General features: G+C 64.8%; 11 protein-coding genes. 5 read left to right on the top strand and 6 right to left on the bottom strand.

The window, feature by feature from the left end:
* Positions 1-8 precede the first annotated feature (8 nt).
* Both HG262_RS21385 and adeC read left to right on the top strand, forming a co-directional pair.
* Positions 9-3,188, top strand: coding sequence for an efflux RND transporter permease subunit (locus HG262_RS21385; RefSeq protein WP_169272933.1), 3,180 nt, complete (start codon positions 9-11; stop codon positions 3,186-3,188).
* Positions 3,188-4,663 (top strand): AdeC/AdeK/OprM family multidrug efflux complex outer membrane factor, encoded by a 1,476-nt coding sequence (adeC, locus tag HG262_RS21380; RefSeq protein WP_169272932.1) that lies wholly within the window; start codon positions 3,188-3,190, stop codon positions 4,661-4,663. Before HG262_RS21385 ends, adeC begins: the two co-directional genes overlap by 1 nt.
* Before the next feature lie 172 nt (positions 4,664-4,835).
* On the opposite strand, the gene HG262_RS21375 is transcribed toward adeC, so the two are convergent.
* Positions 4,836-5,087: a GlsB/YeaQ/YmgE family stress response membrane protein gene (locus HG262_RS21375; RefSeq protein WP_169272931.1), complete on the bottom strand. Its 252-nt coding sequence runs from the start codon at positions 5,085-5,087 to the stop codon at positions 4,836-4,838.
* A 135-nt stretch (positions 5,088-5,222) separates the two neighbouring features.
* Positions 5,223-5,837: an SCO family protein gene (locus tag HG262_RS21370; protein WP_169272930.1), complete on the bottom strand. Its 615-nt coding sequence runs from the start codon at positions 5,835-5,837 to the stop codon at positions 5,223-5,225.
* 282 nt (positions 5,838-6,119) lie between these two features.
* Here HG262_RS21370 and HG262_RS21365 point away from each other — a divergent pair, with 282 nt between their 5' ends.
* On the top strand, positions 6,120-6,860 hold the full coding sequence (locus HG262_RS21365; protein WP_211187646.1) for a methyltransferase domain-containing protein: 741 nt from the start codon (positions 6,120-6,122) through the stop codon (positions 6,858-6,860).
* Between the two features lie 42 nt (positions 6,861-6,902).
* On the opposite strand, the gene HG262_RS21360 is transcribed toward HG262_RS21365, so the two are convergent.
* The 4 genes from HG262_RS21360 to HG262_RS21345 all read right to left on the bottom strand — a co-directional run bounded on the left by HG262_RS21360 (position 6,903) and on the right by HG262_RS21345 (position 12,386).
* Positions 6,903-8,981: a M3 family metallopeptidase gene (locus HG262_RS21360; RefSeq protein WP_169272929.1), complete on the bottom strand. Its 2,079-nt coding sequence runs from the start codon at positions 8,979-8,981 to the stop codon at positions 6,903-6,905.
* 179 nt (positions 8,982-9,160) lie between these two features.
* The gene (folD, locus tag HG262_RS21355) at positions 9,161-10,012 is read right to left on the bottom strand and encodes a bifunctional methylenetetrahydrofolate dehydrogenase/methenyltetrahydrofolate cyclohydrolase FolD (protein ID WP_169272928.1); all 852 of its coding nucleotides are present in this window, start codon (positions 10,010-10,012) and stop codon (positions 9,161-9,163) included.
* Positions 10,009-10,635 (bottom strand): response regulator transcription factor, encoded by a 627-nt coding sequence (locus HG262_RS21350; protein ID WP_006219003.1) that lies wholly within the window; start codon positions 10,633-10,635, stop codon positions 10,009-10,011. Before HG262_RS21350 ends, folD begins: the two co-directional genes overlap by 4 nt.
* Positions 10,632-12,386: a PAS domain S-box protein gene (locus HG262_RS21345; protein WP_105559842.1), complete on the bottom strand. Its 1,755-nt coding sequence runs from the start codon at positions 12,384-12,386 to the stop codon at positions 10,632-10,634. Before HG262_RS21345 ends, HG262_RS21350 begins: the two co-directional genes overlap by 4 nt.
* A gap of 349 nt (positions 12,387-12,735) precedes the next feature.
* Between HG262_RS21345 and aceE the strand changes: the two genes are divergently transcribed.
* Positions 12,736-15,444: a pyruvate dehydrogenase (acetyl-transferring), homodimeric type gene (gene aceE / locus HG262_RS21340; protein WP_169272927.1), complete on the top strand. Its 2,709-nt coding sequence runs from the start codon at positions 12,736-12,738 to the stop codon at positions 15,442-15,444.
* Positions 15,445-15,456: 12 nt separating this feature from the next.
* Positions 15,457-16,119, top strand: a 663-nt coding sequence (locus tag HG262_RS21335; RefSeq protein WP_348984411.1) for a biotin/lipoyl-containing protein, incomplete at its 3' end; no start/stop codon positions are given.

Genomic DNA, 16,119 nt, shown 5'->3' with positions numbered 1-16,119 from the left:
AGCCATGCATGGCAAAGTTTTTTATCGATAGGCCGGTTTTCGCCTGGGTGATCGCGATCGTGCTGATGATGGCCGGCGCGCTGTCCATCCTGCAGTTGCCGGTCTCCCAATACCCAAACATCGCGCCGCCGGCCATCGGCATCGCGGTGACGTACCCGGGTGCATCCGCGCAGACGGTGCAGGACACCGTGGTGCAGGTGATCGAACAGCAGATGAACGGGCTGGACGGCTTGCAGTACATCTCGTCGGAGAGCAACTCTGACGGCAGCATGTCCATCACGCTGACCTTCAAGCAGGGCACCAACCCGGATACGGCGCAGGTGCAGGTGCAGAACAAGCTGGCGCTGGCGCAACCGCTCTTGCCGCAGGAAGTGCAGCAGCAGGGCATCCGCGTTACCAAGGCCACGAAGAACTTCCTGATCGTGGCGGGCTTTGTGTCCACCGACGGCACGATGACCAAGGACGATCTGGCCGACTACGTCGCATCCTACGTCCAGGATCCCATCAGCCGCACACAGGGCGTGGGCGACTTCCAGCTGTTCGGCTCGCAGTATGCGATGCGCATCTGGCTGGATCCCGCCAAGCTCGTCAACTACGGGCTGACCACGGTCGACGTGGTGGCGGCGATCAAGGAACAGAACGTGCAGGTGTCGTCCGGCCAATTGGGCGGCCTGCCGTCCGTGCGCGGGCAGCAGCTGAACGCCACCATTATCGGGCCGTCGCGCCTGGAGAAGGCCGAAGACTTCGGCCGCATCCTGCTGAAGGTCAACGCCGACGGCTCGCAAGTGCGCCTGGGCGATGTTTCCCGCATCGAACTCGGCGGCCAGACCTACGCCATCGACAGCTTCTACAACGGCAAGCCCGCCTCGGGCCTGGCGATCAAGCTGGCTCCGGGCGCCAACGCCCTGGACACGGCGCAGGCGGTGCGCGACACCATCAACAACCTGAAGCCGTACTTCCCGCCGGGCATGGACGTCGTCTATCCGTACGACACGACGCCGTTCGTCAGCCTGTCGATCCATGAAGTGTTCAAGACGCTGGTGGAGGCCATCATTCTGGTCTTCCTGGTGATGTACCTGTTCCTGCAGAACTTCCGCGCCACCATCATCCCCACGCTGGCCGTGCCGGTGGTGCTGCTGGGCACGTTCGGTGTGCTGGCCGCGTTCGGCTATTCCATCAATACCTTGACGATGTTCGGCATGGTGCTGGCCATCGGCCTGCTGGTGGACGACGCCATCGTGGTGGTCGAGAACGTCGAACGGGTGATGGCCGAAGAGGGCCTGACCCCAAAGCAGGCCACCCGCAAGTCCATGGGCCAGATCACCGGTGCGCTGATCGGCATTGCCATGGTGCTGGCCGCCGTGTTCATCCCGATGGCGTTCTTCGGCGGCTCCACGGGCGTGATCTATCGCCAGTTCTCGATCACCATCGTCTCTTCGATGGTGCTGTCGGTGCTGGTGGCCATCGTGTTCACGCCGGCCTTGTGCGCGACCTTGCTCAAGCCCATTCCCAAGGGCCATCACGGCACGAAGCGGGGCTTCTTCGGCTGGTTCAACCGCACGTTCGAACGCAGCAGCAACGGCTACGCCAATAGCGTGGCGCGCGGCCTGAACCGCACCAAGCGCCTGATGGTGGTGTACCTGGCGCTTGTTATCGCCATGGGCTGGCTGTTCACCCGCATCCCGACGGCGTTCCTGCCGGCTGAAGACCAGGGCATTTTGTTCGCCCAGATCCAGACGCCGGCTGGCGCTACCGCCGAAGCCACCAAGGCCGTCATCGACGACGCCACGAAGTATCTGCTGACCGAAGAAAAGGACGCCGTGACTTCGGTGTTCGCGGTCAATGGCTTCAACTTCGGCGGCCGCGGCCAGAACGCATCCATCCTGTTCATCAAGCTGCGCGACTGGGAAGAACGCGGCGACGCAAAGCTGAAGGCCGCTGCCGTGGCGGCGCGCGCCAATGCGCATTTCGGCAAGACCGAGCGCCGCGCGCAACTGTTCGTGGTGCCGCCGCCGTCCGTGATGGAACTGGGCAACGTGACCGGTTTTGACTTCCAACTGATGGACCGTGCCGGCGTGGGCCACGAAAAGCTGCTTGCCGCGCGCAACCAGTTGCTGGGAGAGGCCGCGAAAAGCCCCGTGCTGATCGGCGTGCGTCCGAACGGCATCGAAGACGCGCCGCAGTACCAGCTGGACATCGACCGCGAGAAGGCGCGCGCGCTGGGTGTGGCCGTGTCGGACATCAACAGCACGCTGGCCACCGCATGGGGGTCTTCGTACGTCAACGACTTCATCGACCGCGGCCGTGTGAAGAAAGTGTTCGCGCAGGGCGAGGCGTCGTCGCGCATGCTGCCGGAAGACCTGAATAAATGGTATGTGCGCAACAACGCGGGCGACATGGTGCCGTTTTCGGCGTTCTCGAAAGCGACATGGAGCTTCGGCCCGCAGAAGCTGAACCGCTACAACGGCGTGCCGTCCTACAACATCCAGGGTCAGGCGGCGCCGGGCTACAGCTCGGGCGCGGCCATGGAAGAAATGGAACGGTTGGCGGCCAAGCTGCCGGTGGGCGTGGGCTTCGAATGGACGGGCCTGTCCTTTGAAGAACGCCTGTCCGGTTCGCAAGCGCCGGCGCTCTACGCTATTTCGCTGATCGTGGTGTTCCTGTGCCTGGCGGCGCTGTATGAAAGCTGGTCCATCCCGACCGCGGTCATGTTGGTGGTGCCGCTGGGGATCATCGGGGTGCTGCTGGCCACCTTGATGCGGGGCTTGTCCAATGACGTGTACTTCCAGGTGGGGCTGCTTACCACCGTGGGGCTGGCGGCCAAAAACGCCATCCTGATCGTGGAGTTCGCCAAGGAACACTTCGAGGCCGGCGCCAGCCTGACGGAATCGGCGATCCACGCCGCCCGCCAGCGCCTGCGTCCCATCCTGATGACGTCCCTGGCGTTCATCCTGGGCGTGACGCCGCTGGCGATCTCGTCGGGCGCCGGGTCGGGCAGCCAGAACGCCATCGGCACGGGCGTGATCGGCGGCATGCTGACGGGCACGTTCCTGGCGATCTTCTTCGTCCCGGCCTTCTTCGTGATCATGCTGCGCATGTTCAAGGTCAAGCGCATGAGCGAAAACCAAGACAAGCACGACACCAGCGCCAACGGCTCACAGGAAGTGCCTGCCGAAGGACAACCGTAATGAAACTCCAGATGAGAACTTTATTGTCTGTTTCCCTGGCGGCGGCCCTGGCGGGCTGCTCGCTGGCGCCGACGTATGAACGGCCGGACGCGCCGGTCGACGCCGCCTATCCCACAGGTCCGGCCTACAAGGCCGATGGCTCGCAGGCCGCGCAAGGAATGTCCACGGCGGATATCGGCTGGCGCGACTTCTTCGGCGACCCCCTTCTGCAACAGCTGATCGAGCTGTCGCTGGCGAACAACCGCGACTTGCGCGTGGCGGCCCTGAACGTGGAAGCGGCGAGGGCGCAGTACCGCATCCAGCGCGCCGACCTGATGCCCAGCGTGGGCATCGCCGGCCAGGAATCGGCGCAGCGCACGCCGGCTGACCTGTCGTCAAGCGGCCGCGCCACGACCAGCCACAGCTATCAGGTGGGCGCCGCCATGTCCGCCTGGGAGCTGGACCTGTTCGGCCGCATACGCAGCCTGAACGACAAGGCGCTGGAGTCCTATCTGGCGCTGGACGAAACCCGCACGGCGACCCAGCTGACGCTGATTGCCGAGGTGGCCAATGCCTATCTGACGTTGCGCGCCGACCAGGAATTGCTGAGCCTGACGCGCGATACGCTGAAGAGCCAGGAGGATTCCTTCAATCTCACTCAGCAAAGTTATGACCAGGGCTTGTCCACCGCGCTGGATCTGAGCCAGGCCGAAGTGTCGCTGCGCACGGCCCAGCGCAACCTGTCGCAATACACGCGCCAGGCCGCGCAAGACCGCAATGCGCTGACGCTGCTGGTGGGCCAGCCCATGTCGCCGGAAATCTCCGCGGCGCTGGATCAGGCCGTCAAGCTGGACGATGGCATGTTGCCGACCACCTTGCCCGCGGGCCTGCCGTCCGACCTGCTGGCCCGGCGCCCGGACATCCGCGCGGCCGAGCACCAGTTGAAGGGCGCCAACGCCAACATCGGCGCGGCGCGCGCGGCGTTCTTCCCGACCATCAGCCTGACGGGCCAGGCGGGCACCGCCAGCGCCAGCCTGGGCGGGCTGTTTGAAGGCGGCTCCGGCGCCTGGAGCTTCGTGCCCCAGATCACCGTGCCGATCTTCGCGGGCGGCTCGCTGCTGGCGGGCCTGGACTTGGCGAAGGTGCAGAAGAACATCCAGGTCGCGCAGTACGAGAAGTCTATCCAGACGGGCTTTCGCGAAGTGGCGGACGCCCTGGCCGGCCGCGGCACGCTGGACGACCAGATCCAGGCGCAACGCCTGCTGGTCGACGCCAACCAGCGCGCCTACGACGTGTCCGACCAGCGTTTCCGCCAAGGCATCGACGACTACCTGAGCGTGCTGGATTCGCAGCGTTCGCTGTATACCTCGCAGCAGGCGCTGGTAGACACGCGTCTGGCCCGCCTGTCGAACCTGGTGACCTTGTACAAGGTGCTGGGCGGCGGCTGGACCGATCGCACCGTAACCGCGCAAGCCACGCCGCCCAGCGGTTCGTAGGAGGGGTAAAGCGCGAGAGCCCTCGGCGAAGAACTCGCTTGCCCAGCGCGCAACCCATCAAGCGGCGATGGCGCAATGGCCGACTTGGCCAAGAACCCACCACCGCATAGGCAAGAAAAAACGGGCCGATCTTTCGATCGGCCCGTCTCATTGATGCTTGCCTAGCCGAACGTCAGGTTCGCTTCTTGGCGATCATGCCGACCACGAACAGCACGATGATGGCACCCACCACCGAGGCGATCCAGCCTGCGGGTTCGCCTTCCGCGTACCAGCCCATCGTCTGGCCCAGGAATCCGGCGACGACCGCGCCGACGATGCCCAGGATGGTGGTCATGATGATTCCCATGTTCTGGTCTCCGGGCATGACGGCCCGGGCGATCAGGCCCACGATGAACCCGACGATGATCATGATGATGAAGCTCATGCGCGTACTCCTTACTAGGGGGAAAAGGGCAATGTGCTGTGATGATACTCACGCTCCGAATCGCGCCGCTGTAACAACTGGTATGTGGCGCACCGCCGCAACATGTTGCGGCGCATCGTCGTTGCCCCGCCTGGGTCAGGAGGTCAGGTCGATCAGTTGGCGGACGTCCTTGGTCAAGGCTTCGATGCTGTCGGTGTCCGAGGCCAGCAGGCGCGCGCGACCTTCGTTGTCGAAAATGTACACGCCGCGGCTGTGGGTCACTTCGTACATGTCGGCGTCGTCGCCCGGGCGGGGCTTTTCGATCTGGTAGGCCACGCGGTAGCGGCGGGCCAGGTCGGCGATCTGCTTTTCGTCGCCGGTCACGCCAATGGCATTGTTGTTGAACGCGTTGACGTAGGCCTGCAGGATGTCGGGCGTGTCGCGGTGCGGATCCACGCTGACGAACAAGATGCGCACGTTTTGGGCCTTGTCCCCCAGGTTCTGCAGCACCGCCGTCAATTGCGCCATGGTGGTGGGGCAGATGTCCGGGCAACTGGCATAGCCGAAAAAGAGCAGCACCGTCTTGCCTTTTAGGTCGTCGCTGCTGACCGTCTTGCCGCCCGCGCCGGGCAACGAGAATTTCAGGTCGGGCAAGTGGCCCTTCACGTTGTAGAGCGTCCAGTCGACATTCCGGTCGCCGCACGCGGCAAGCAATACGCACAAGGCCAGCAGCAAGCCACGCCAGGCGCGGCCGGTAATGAGGTGTCGCATAAGTCCAGGGGCCTAAAGGGTTGGAAGGGGAAAGCCCGGCAAACCCATCGATTCTACCTGCAAGCCCCGGGCAGGGCGGCGCGCCCCAAGCCGCTGGCGCCGTGCCGCGAGCACGCTTCTTGTCCTGGCGCAAACTTCTGGTGCGAGTTGGGGCGCGCCGACTTGTGAAGCTTTGTCTGAATATTGTTGGAGAACTGGCAAATTCGCCCCGCCGGGCCATGCCGGCGCACTACATTCAGGGCCTTGTCAGTGCAGTGTTTCAGGGAAGCTATGAACGTGGACATGGCCGTGGGCACCGCCCTTCGCTATCCGTACTATCCGTATTACCCAGTGGTGGTGGACATCCTGCGCAGCCGGGTTGCCGACCGGGTGCTGGACGCACCTTGTGGGTTGGGCTGGCTGGGCGACACGCTGCCCGGCGCCAGCGGCCGGCAGGTGGTCCTCGATGGCGTGGGGCTATGGGAGTTTCCGCCGGCAAGCGCGGGCTATCGTTCCGTGACTGAACACGACCTGGAAGCGCCGCTGCCTGTCGCCCAGGAGTACGACGCAGCCGTCTGCTGCGAGGCCATTCACCTGCTGACCAATCCGGGCGTGCTGGTCCAAAGCCTGCACCGTGCGCTGCGTCCAGGTGGCACGTTGATCCTCACCACGCCGAACACCTGGAATCTGCGCTCGCGCTTTCAGTTCCTGATACGTGGGTTCCATTCGGGTTTCCGGCCCATGGTAGGCCGCCGGCGCGGTGCCGACTACATCACGTATTTCCCGTGGAGTTTTCCGCAGTTGCATCTGCTGCTGTCGCACTATGGTTTCGTGGACATCACGCTGCACGAGGTCGACGAGGTCAAGCCCAAGCGGAGGATCGAGCACTTGCTGGCCGTGCCGTCGCAGTTGTACTACCGGCAGCGGATCAAGCGCGCGGAAAGCGAGGCAATCCGCGATTTCTGGAAGCAGGCGGGGTCCAGGCAGTCGGTGCACGGACGCTGGCTGGTCGTGTCGGCGCGTAAGCCGGCGGACGAAAAATAACGGCCCGCACGCGGCGGGCCGTTCCTGGGAAGAGCGCCGGCCTTAGTTGCCGCTCATGCCGCTATGGCGCAGCAGGGCGTCGATGCGCGGCGCGCGGCCGCGGAAGGCCGCAAACGATTCCGCTGCCGGACGCGAGCCGCCCACGGCCAGCACTTCGCGGCGGAAGCGCGCGCCGGTTTCCGGGTCCAGCGTGCCCAGGGCGTTGCCGGCCTGATTTTCCGCTTGTTTGGCTGCCGCTTCCTCGAAGGCTTCGTACGCGTCGGCGGACAACACTTCCGCCCACTTGTAGCTGTAGTAGCCCGCGCCGTAGCCGCCTGCGAACAGGTGCGAGAAGGCGTGCGGCAAGCGATGCCATGCTGGCGGGAACAGCACCGCGACTTCTTGGCGCACTTCCTGCAGCAGCGCCAACACTTCGGCGATGGTGGCGCCCTTCGCGCGGTCGTGCATCAGCATGTCGAACAAGGCGAATTCGATCTGGCGCACGGTCTGCATGCCGCTCTGGTAGTTGCGGGCCGCCACCAGGCGGTCGTAGAGGGCGCGCGGCAGGGCTTCGCCCGTATCCACGTGGGCCGACAGCTTTTGCACCACGGCCCATTCCCAGCAGAAGTTCTCCATGAACTGCGAGGGCAGTTCGATGGCGTCCCATTCCACGCTGGCGAACGCCGCGGCGCCCGGTTCGTCCACTTCGGACAGCAAGGCGTGCAAGGCGTGGCCGGTTTCATGGAACAGGGTGATGACGTCGTCGTGCGTCAGCACGGCGGCGCGGTCGCCATTGGGGCGCGAGAAATTGCAGGTCAGGTAGACGACGGGCGTCTGCACGCGGCCGGCCACGACGCGGCGCGTGCGCTCGCTGTCGACCCACGCGCCGCTTTGCTTGCCGGAACGCGCGTACAAGTCCAGGTACAGGTAGCCGATCAGGTCGCCCGCGGGGCTTTCCACGCGCACGCCGCGTGCGTCGCTGTGCCAGGTGGATACGGGCGTTTCCGTCAAGCGCACGTCGAACAATTTTTCGATCACTTCATACAAGCCCGCCAGCACGCGCGGTTCGGTGAAATACTGTTTCACCTCGTCTTCGGAGTACGCGTAGCGCGATTCGCGCAGGCGTTCCGAGGCGAAGGCCACGTCCCAGGGCTGCAGGCTGTCCAAGCCCAGTTCACCGGTGGCGTAGGACGTCAGTTCGGCCAGGTCGCGCTGGGCGTAGGGCTTGGCGCGGGCGGCCAGGTCGCGCAGGAAAACGATCACTTCTCGGGCGTCGCGGGCCATACGGGTCTGCAAGCGCAGCGCGGCGAAGGTGCCCAGACCCAGCAGGCCCGATTCCTCGGCCCGCAGCGACAGCAGTTCTTCGATCAGCGGGGAGTTGTCGAACTGGCCATCGCCGTGTTCGGATGCGACGGTGCCGTAGCCGCGGTACAGCGTTTCACGCAGCGAGCGGTCTTGCGCGTACTGCATGACGGGCAGGTAGCACGGCATCTTCAGCGTCAGCTTCCAACCCGGCTTGCCGTCTTCCTCGGCAGCAGCCCGGGCCGCAGACAGCACATCGGCCGGGATGCCGGCCAGGCGGGCTTCGTCTTCAACCAGCAGTGACCAGGCGTCGATGGAATCCAACACGTTTTCCGAGAACTTCTGCGACGCCTGGGCTTCGCGATCGGAGATCTGGGCGTAGCGCTCGCGGTCGGCGCCCTGGAGCTCGACGCCGCTCAGGCGGAAGTCGCGCAACGCCATCTCGACGATGCGGCGGCGCACCGGCGCCCACGAAGCGAAATCGGGGGCGGCGGCCAGGCGCTGGTACTGCTTGTACAGGCCTTCGTGCAGGCCGACCCAGGTCGAGAATTCGGTGATCAGCGGCAGGGCGGCGTTATACGCTTCACGCAGTTCCGGCGTATTGACGACCGCGTTCAGGTGGCCTGCCACCGACCAGGCGCGCCACAGGCGCTCGGAGGCGGTGTCCAGCGGCTCCACCACCGCTTCCCAGGTGGGCGCCAGGGCGGCATCGGCCGCGTGGTCGACCGCCTGGCGGGCGATGCCCAGCAGTTCCTCGATGGCGGGCACGATGTGCCCGGGCTTGACGGCCGCATAGTCGACCAGATCGGAAACGGGGGCGAGCAGGGGGTTCTGGGTCATGGTGTTACCGGCGTGAGCAATAGCAGGCAGCGCGCGGGGCATTCGCCCGGGCGCCGGCGGAGTTCATAGGGATCAGGTAAGGGCGATCCGCCCGAATGCAAGGGCGGAGCGGGCCCCGGCAGGACGATGCGCGGGGCCGGGGCAGGCCCGGGCGATTCGCCCGGGCCGCACGGCCGGGATCAGGCGGCAGCCCGTTCCGCGGCTTCAACCGTATTGACCAGCAGCATGGCGATGGTCATGGGGCCCACGCCGCCGGGGACGGGGGTGATGGCGCCGGCCACGTCGCGGGCGGAAGCAAAGTCCACGTCGCCGCACAGCTTGCCGTCGTCGCCGCGGTTGATGCCCACGTCGATGACGACGGCGCCGGGCTTGATCATGGAACCGTCGATCATGCCGGGCTTGCCGGTGGCCACCACCAGGACGTCGGCGCGGCGGGTCTGGGCCGCCAGGTCGCGCGTCTTGGAGTTGCAGATCGTGATGGTGGCGCCGGCTTGCAACAGCAGCATGGCCATCGGCTTGCCGACGATATTGCTGGCGCCGACGATCACGGCTTCAGCGCCGCGCAGTGCCACGCCTTCGGATTCCAGCATCTTCATCACGCCGTAGGGCGTGCAGGGGCGGAACAGCGGCTGGCCGGTCATGAGCAGGCCGGCGTTGCTGATATGGAACCCGTCCACGTCCTTCTCGGCCGCGATGGCTTCGATGACCTTGTGGGAGTCCATGTGCTTGGGCAGGGGCAACTGCACCAGGATGCCGTGGATCGTCGGGTCCTGGTTCAGGACGGCGATGCGGGCCAGCAGTTCGGCCTCGGTCATCTCGGCGGGGTACTGTTCCTTGACGGAATGCAGGCCGGCTTTCTCGCAGGCGGCAACCTTGTTGCGCACGTACACCTGGGACGCGGGGTCCGCGCCTACCAGCACCACGGCCAGGCCGGGGCGGGTGCCCTTGGCCGCCAGGGCGGCGACGCGTTGGGCGACTTCTTCGCGAATGCGCAGCGACAGAGCCGCGCCGTCAATAATTCTAGCGGTCATGCATGCGCCTCGGGTTTGGCCAAGGCCACTTTCATCAAATCAGCAACGGTAGTCACTTCCAGTTTTTCCATAATGTTGGCGCGATGCGCCTCGACGGTCTTGATGCTGATGCCCAGGTCGTCGGCGATCTGCTTGTTCAAGCGGCCGGCGACGATGCGCTCCAGCACTTGTTGCTCGCGCGCGGTCAGGCGCGCCAGCATGGCTTCGTGATCCTTCTGGGCCTGGTGCTTGCTGACGCGTTGCGTGGCCTGTTCCAGCATGCGCGCGACGATCTCGCGCAGGTCGGACTCGTTGAAGGGCTTTTCCAGGAAGTCGACCGCGCCTTTCTTCATCGTGGACACGGCCATGGGCACGTCGCCGTGGCCGGTGATGAACACGATGGGCAACGGCGCGTTGCGGGCGATCAGCTGCTCCTGGAGTTCCAGGCCGCTCATGCCGGGCATGCGCACGTCGGCGATCAGCACGCCGATCTGGCTGGCGTCGTAGTCTTCCAGGAAGGATTCGCCGCTGGCATAGGCGCGAACGCGGTAGCCATTGGCTTCCAACAGCCAGCGCAACGAATCGCGGACCGCTTCGTCGTCGTCAACAATGAATACCGTGCTCGACAGGTGGGGCGTGTTCATGCGTGCAACTCCTCGGACTGATCATTCTGGGCCTGCGTCTGGGACGCAGCGCAGGGCAGGGTAAAGCGGAAAATCGTACCGCCGGCGGGGTTGGGGTCCGCCCACAGGCGGCCGTGGTGCGATTCGATAATGGTACGGCAGATATTCAGCCCCATGCCCAGGCCCTGGGACTTGGTGCTGAAGAAAGGTTCGAACAGGCGCTCGGGCTCAGCCAGGCCATGGCCGCGGTCGACCACGGCCACTTCGATGTGCTGTTCGTGCAGGATGACCGCCACCTTGAGCTCGTCGGACTCGCTCTTTTCCATGGCTTCCAGCCCGTTCTTCAGCAGGTTCAGCAGCACCTGCTCGATCAGGATCGGGTCGGCCAGCACGTCTGGCGCGTTCGACGGCACGAAGCTGTCGATGCGGATGCGGCGCTTGCGCGCGTCGATTTCGGCAAATCCGATCGCATTGTCGACAATGCGGCCGATGGCCACGCGCTGGCGGCGCGGTTCGCTGCGCTTCACGAATTCGCGGATGCGGCTGATGATCTTGCCGGCGCGTTCGGCCTGCGAGGCGGCCTTCTCCAGCGCCGGCAGCAGCATGTTGGGGCTGGTGTGGCCCGCCTTGACCAAGGCGACGGCGCCCATGCTGTAGTTGGCGATGGCAGTCAGCGGCTGGTTCAGTTCATGCGCCAGCGACGAGGCCATTTCGCCCATCGTCGTCAGGCGGCTGGTTAGCTGGATCTTTTCCTGCTGCAGGCGGGATGCCTCTTCGTGGCCGCGGCGCTCGGTGATGTCGCGCGCGACCTGCATGCGCACGCGGCGGCCGTCGGTCCAGGCCAGCATCCGGTGGTGCACTTCAAACCAGCGCTGCACGGACGGCGCGAACACTTCCACCGATTCGTCGGTGAAGCGGCCGCGGCGGCCGGCCAGCAATTCGTCGTGGCCGCCGGTCTGCGCGCCGAACACGCGGCGGTAGGTGCGGTTGGCGAACAGCAATTCCAGGCCGTCGTGGGTGTCGGCCGTGACTGAAATGGCGTCGTCCAGGCCTTCCAGCACCGTCATGAAGCGCTCATGCGCGGCCGTCAGGGCTTCGCGGATGCGCTTGGGCTCGGTGATGTCCGTCATGGACGTCATCCAGCCGATCTGGTTGCCGTTGGGGTCCAGCAGCGGGGATACATACATGCGCGCCGTGAAGCGCGAGCCGTCGCGACGCTGCGCTTCGACTTCCAGGCCGCTGCTGGGCGTCTTGCCGGACATCAGGACGTCCAGCGTGTGCTGGTGCTGTTCGTGGCGGCCGGGCACCCAGTAGGGGAAGGGCGGGCTGCGGCCGATCAGGTCGGCCTCGTTCCAGCCGATCATCCGGCAGAAAGCCGGGTTCACGTAGGCGATGCGGCCCTCCATGTCCAGCACGCGCATGCCGGTGGACATGGAGTTTTCCATGGCGCGCCGGAAACCGGTTTCGGCGATCAGCGCGGCCTCGGCGGCGGAACGGAAGCGGGTGTAGCGCCACAGCATCAGCAAGCTGATGACAATCACGCAGGACAGCGCCAACACGACCCATATCAGGCGTTGTTGACGCATTTCCTGGTCGATCGTGACAAACATGACACTGTCGTCATGAATGCGTTGCAACCAGAAGAACACGGCCATCACACAGATGTAGAGGATCAGCACCATGGCAGGCGTGACCCAGTACACGCCGCGGCGGCGGGTGCGGGCGTGATCGTGGAACGGCGTAGGTATGTTGGACTTGGGCGCGCTGGACATGGAATTCGGGCCAGATAGACCGCGCATTTTAGTGCGGGTTGGCAGGGAATTGCCGGGAATCAATGCCCCCTTTTGCCGTAACCCGTAAAAAGAGCGCTCAGGAGGCGTTCAGCTTGCATTCATAATTCCGCATTATGAAATGCCGTACCGCAACATGAAATTTTCCTTGCGAGCGGTTAATCTTCTTTCTTAGAATGCCGGCTGATAGGGAACCGACCCAAAGCAGGTCTCTAGAAAAACACCCCGACCCATGCCTGACATGGTAGCCCGGATGATCCCGGCTACCATGCAGAGTCCGCGAGAAGATAAGCGGGTGTGGTCACGAACGAACCCCAACAGGAGACACACGATGTCCTCTTTCGCCCAGGCTGGCGCCCCGCAGGCTGCCAACGACGAAGACACCCTTGAAACCCAGGAGTGGCTCGAAGCCCTGGCGGCAGTCCTTGATCGCGAAGGGCCGCAGCGCGCGCACTACCTGCTGGAACGCCTGATCGACGAAGCCCGTCGCTCCGGCGCCCACATCCCGTTCTCGCCGAATACCGCCTACGTCAACACGATTCCCCCGGGCCTGGAGCCCGCGCATCCGGGCAACCTGGAGCTGGAATCGCGCATCCGTTCGTACGTGCGCTGGAACGCCATGGCCATGGTCGTGCGCGCCAACAAGCACAACCCGCCGGACGGCGGCGACCTGGGCGGCCACATCGCGTCGTTCGCCTCGCTGGCCACCATGATCGGCTGCGGCCAGAACCACTTCTGGCACGCTGAAGACGAAAACCACGGCGGCGACCTGGTCTATTTCCAGGGCCACACGTCCCCCGGCATGTACGGCCGCGCCTATCTGGAAGGGCGCTTGACCGAAGACCAGCTGAACCACTTCCGCCAGGAAGTGGACGGCAAGGGCCTGTCGTCCTATCCCCACCCGAAGCTGATGCCGGATTTCTGGCAGTTCCCGACGGTGTCGATGGGCCTGGGCCCGCTGATGGCCATTTACCAGGCCCGTTTCCTGAAGTACCTGCACGCCCGCGGCATCGCCGACACCAGCAACCGCAAGGTCTGGGTGTTCTGCGGCGACGGCGAAATGGACGAACCCGAATCGCTGGGTGCCATCGCCCTGGCGGCGCGTGAAAAGCTCGACAACCTGATCTTCGTGGTGAACTGCAACCTGCAGCGCCTGGACGGCCCGGTGCGCGGCAACGGCAAGATCATCCAGGAACTGGAAGGCGACTTCCGCGGTTCGGGCTGGAACGTGATCAAGCTGATCTGGGGCGGCTACTGGGATCCGCTGCTTGCGCACGACAAGGAAGGCATCCTGCGCAAGATCATGGAAGACACCGTGGACGGCGAGTACCAGGCGTACAAGGCCAACGACGGCAAGTTCGTCCGTGAACACTTCTTCGGCAAGCACCCGAAGCTGCTGGAAGCCGTGTCGCGCATGAGCGACGAGGACATCTGGCGCCTGAACCGTGGCGGCCACGACCCCCACAAGGTGTACGCCGCGTTCGACGCCGCGACCAGCCACACCGGCCAACCCACCGTCATCCTGGCCAAGACCATCAAGGGCTACGGCATGGGCCACGTGGGCCAGGCCAAGAACCCGACCCACCAGCAAAAGAAGCTGGAGCTGGAATCGATCCGCGAATTCCGCGACCGTTTCGGCATCCCGATTCCCGACGACCAACTGGCGGATCTGCCGTACTTCAAGCCGGCCGAAGACTCGCCGGAAATGAAGTACCTGCACGAGCGCCGCGCCGAGCTGGGCGGCTACCTGCCGCGCCGCCGCGCGAAGGCCGACGAGCAACTGAAAGCGCCCGCGCTGGAAGCGTTCAAGGCCGTGCTGGAACCCACCGCCGAAGGTCGCGAGATCTCCACGACCCAAGCCTTTGTGCGCATCCTGAACCAGGTGCTGCGCGACAAGGAACTGGGTCCGCGCGTCGTGCCGATCCTGGCCGACGAATCGCGCACGTTCGGCATGGAAGGCCTGTTCCGCCAGATCGGCATCTACGCGCCGGAAGGCCAGAAATACACTCCGGTCGATAAGGACCAGGTGATGTATTACAAGGAAGCGGCCGACGGCCAGCTTCTGCAGGAAGGCATCAACGAAGCGGGCGCGATGAGCTCGTGGATTGCGGCGGCCACGTCGTACTCCTCGAACAACCGCATCATGATCCCGTTCTTCATCTACTACTCGATGTTCGGGTTCCAGCGCATTGGCGATCTGGCCTGGGCAGCGGGCGACATGCAGGCGCGAGGCTTCCTCCTGGGCGGCACTGCCGGCCGCACGACGCTCAACGGCGAAGGCCTGCAGCACGAAGACGGCCACAGCCACATCTTGGCGTCCACCATTCCGAACTGCGTGTCCTACGACCCGACGTTCGGCCATGAGCTGGCCGTGATCATCCAGCATGGCTTGAAGCGCATGGTGGAAGACCAGGAAAACGTCTATTACTACCTGACGGTGATGAACGAGAACTACCCGCAGCCGGGTCTGACCCAGGGCGACGAGGAAGGCATCATCAAGGGGATGTACAAGCTGAAGTCGCACGGCAAGGGCAAGAACCGCGTGCAGCTGATGGGTTCGGGCACGATCCTGCGCGAAGTCATGGCTGCGCAAGACCTGCTGGCCGCCGATTGGGACGTCGCCTCGGATATCTGGAGCGTCACCAGCTTCACCGAACTGCGCCGCAACGGCCTGGACGTCGAACGCCACAACATGCTGCACCCCGACGAGAAGAAGCCGCAGGTGGCTTACGTGACGGAGCAGTTGGCCAAGACGGAAGGCCCGATCATCGCGTCGACCGACTACATGAAGCTCTTTGCCGACCAGATCCGTCCGTTCGTGCCCAAGGGCCGCGAATACAAGGTGCTGGGCACCGATGGTTTCGGCCGCTCGGATTTCCGCTCGAAGCTGCGCGAGCACTTCGAAGTGGACCGCCACTTCGTCGTCGTCGCCGCGCTGCGCGCCCTGGCCGACGAGGGCAAGGTCCCGGTTGCCAAGGTGGCCGAAGCCATCAAGAAGTACGGCATCAATCCGAACAAAGCCAACCCGCAATACGCCTGAGGGTAAAGAGACATGAGCATCGTGCAAATCAAGGTTCCGGACATCGGCGACTTCAAGGAAGTGGAAGTCATTGAGGTGCTGGTGGCGGTGGGCGACACGATCAAGGCCGAACAAAGCCTGATCACGGTTGAATCCGACAAGGCCTCGATGGAGATCCCCGCGTCGCAGGGCGGCGTGGTGAAGTCCATCACCGTGAAGGTCGGCGACAAGGTCGCCGAAGGCGCGGTCGTGCTGGAAGTGGAAGCGGAAGCCGCTGCGGCCCCGGCCGCCAAGGAAGAGGCCCCCAAGGCTGCCGCCAAGGAAGCGCCGAAGCAGGCCGCTGCTGCCGCGCCCGCCGCCCGTGCCGAAGCCGCTGCGCCGGCTGCCGCCAGCGGCCCGATCGAGATCGAAGTGCCGGATATCGGCGACTTCAAGGAAGTGGAAGTCATCGAGATCATGGTCGCCGTCGGCGACACGATCAAGGCCGAGCAAAGCCTGATCACCGTCGAGTCCGACAAGGCCTCGATGGAGATCCCGGCCTCGCAAGGCGGCGTGGTCAAGGAAGTGAAGGTCAAGGTCGGCGACAAGGTCGCCAAGGGCTCGGTCGTGGTCGTGGTGGAAGGCGCTGCCGCTGCGGCGGCTCCGGCCGCCAAGACCGACGCTGCGGCTGCGGCGCCAGCGGCCAAGGCAGAAGCC

The sequence above is a fragment of the Achromobacter sp. Bel genome, assembly GCF_012928505.1.
Classification (GTDB): Bacteria; Pseudomonadota; Gammaproteobacteria; order Burkholderiales; family Burkholderiaceae_B; genus Achromobacter.
The sequence above is the reverse complement of the archived record's forward strand: the minus strand, read 5'-3'. Positions and strand labels throughout refer to the sequence as shown.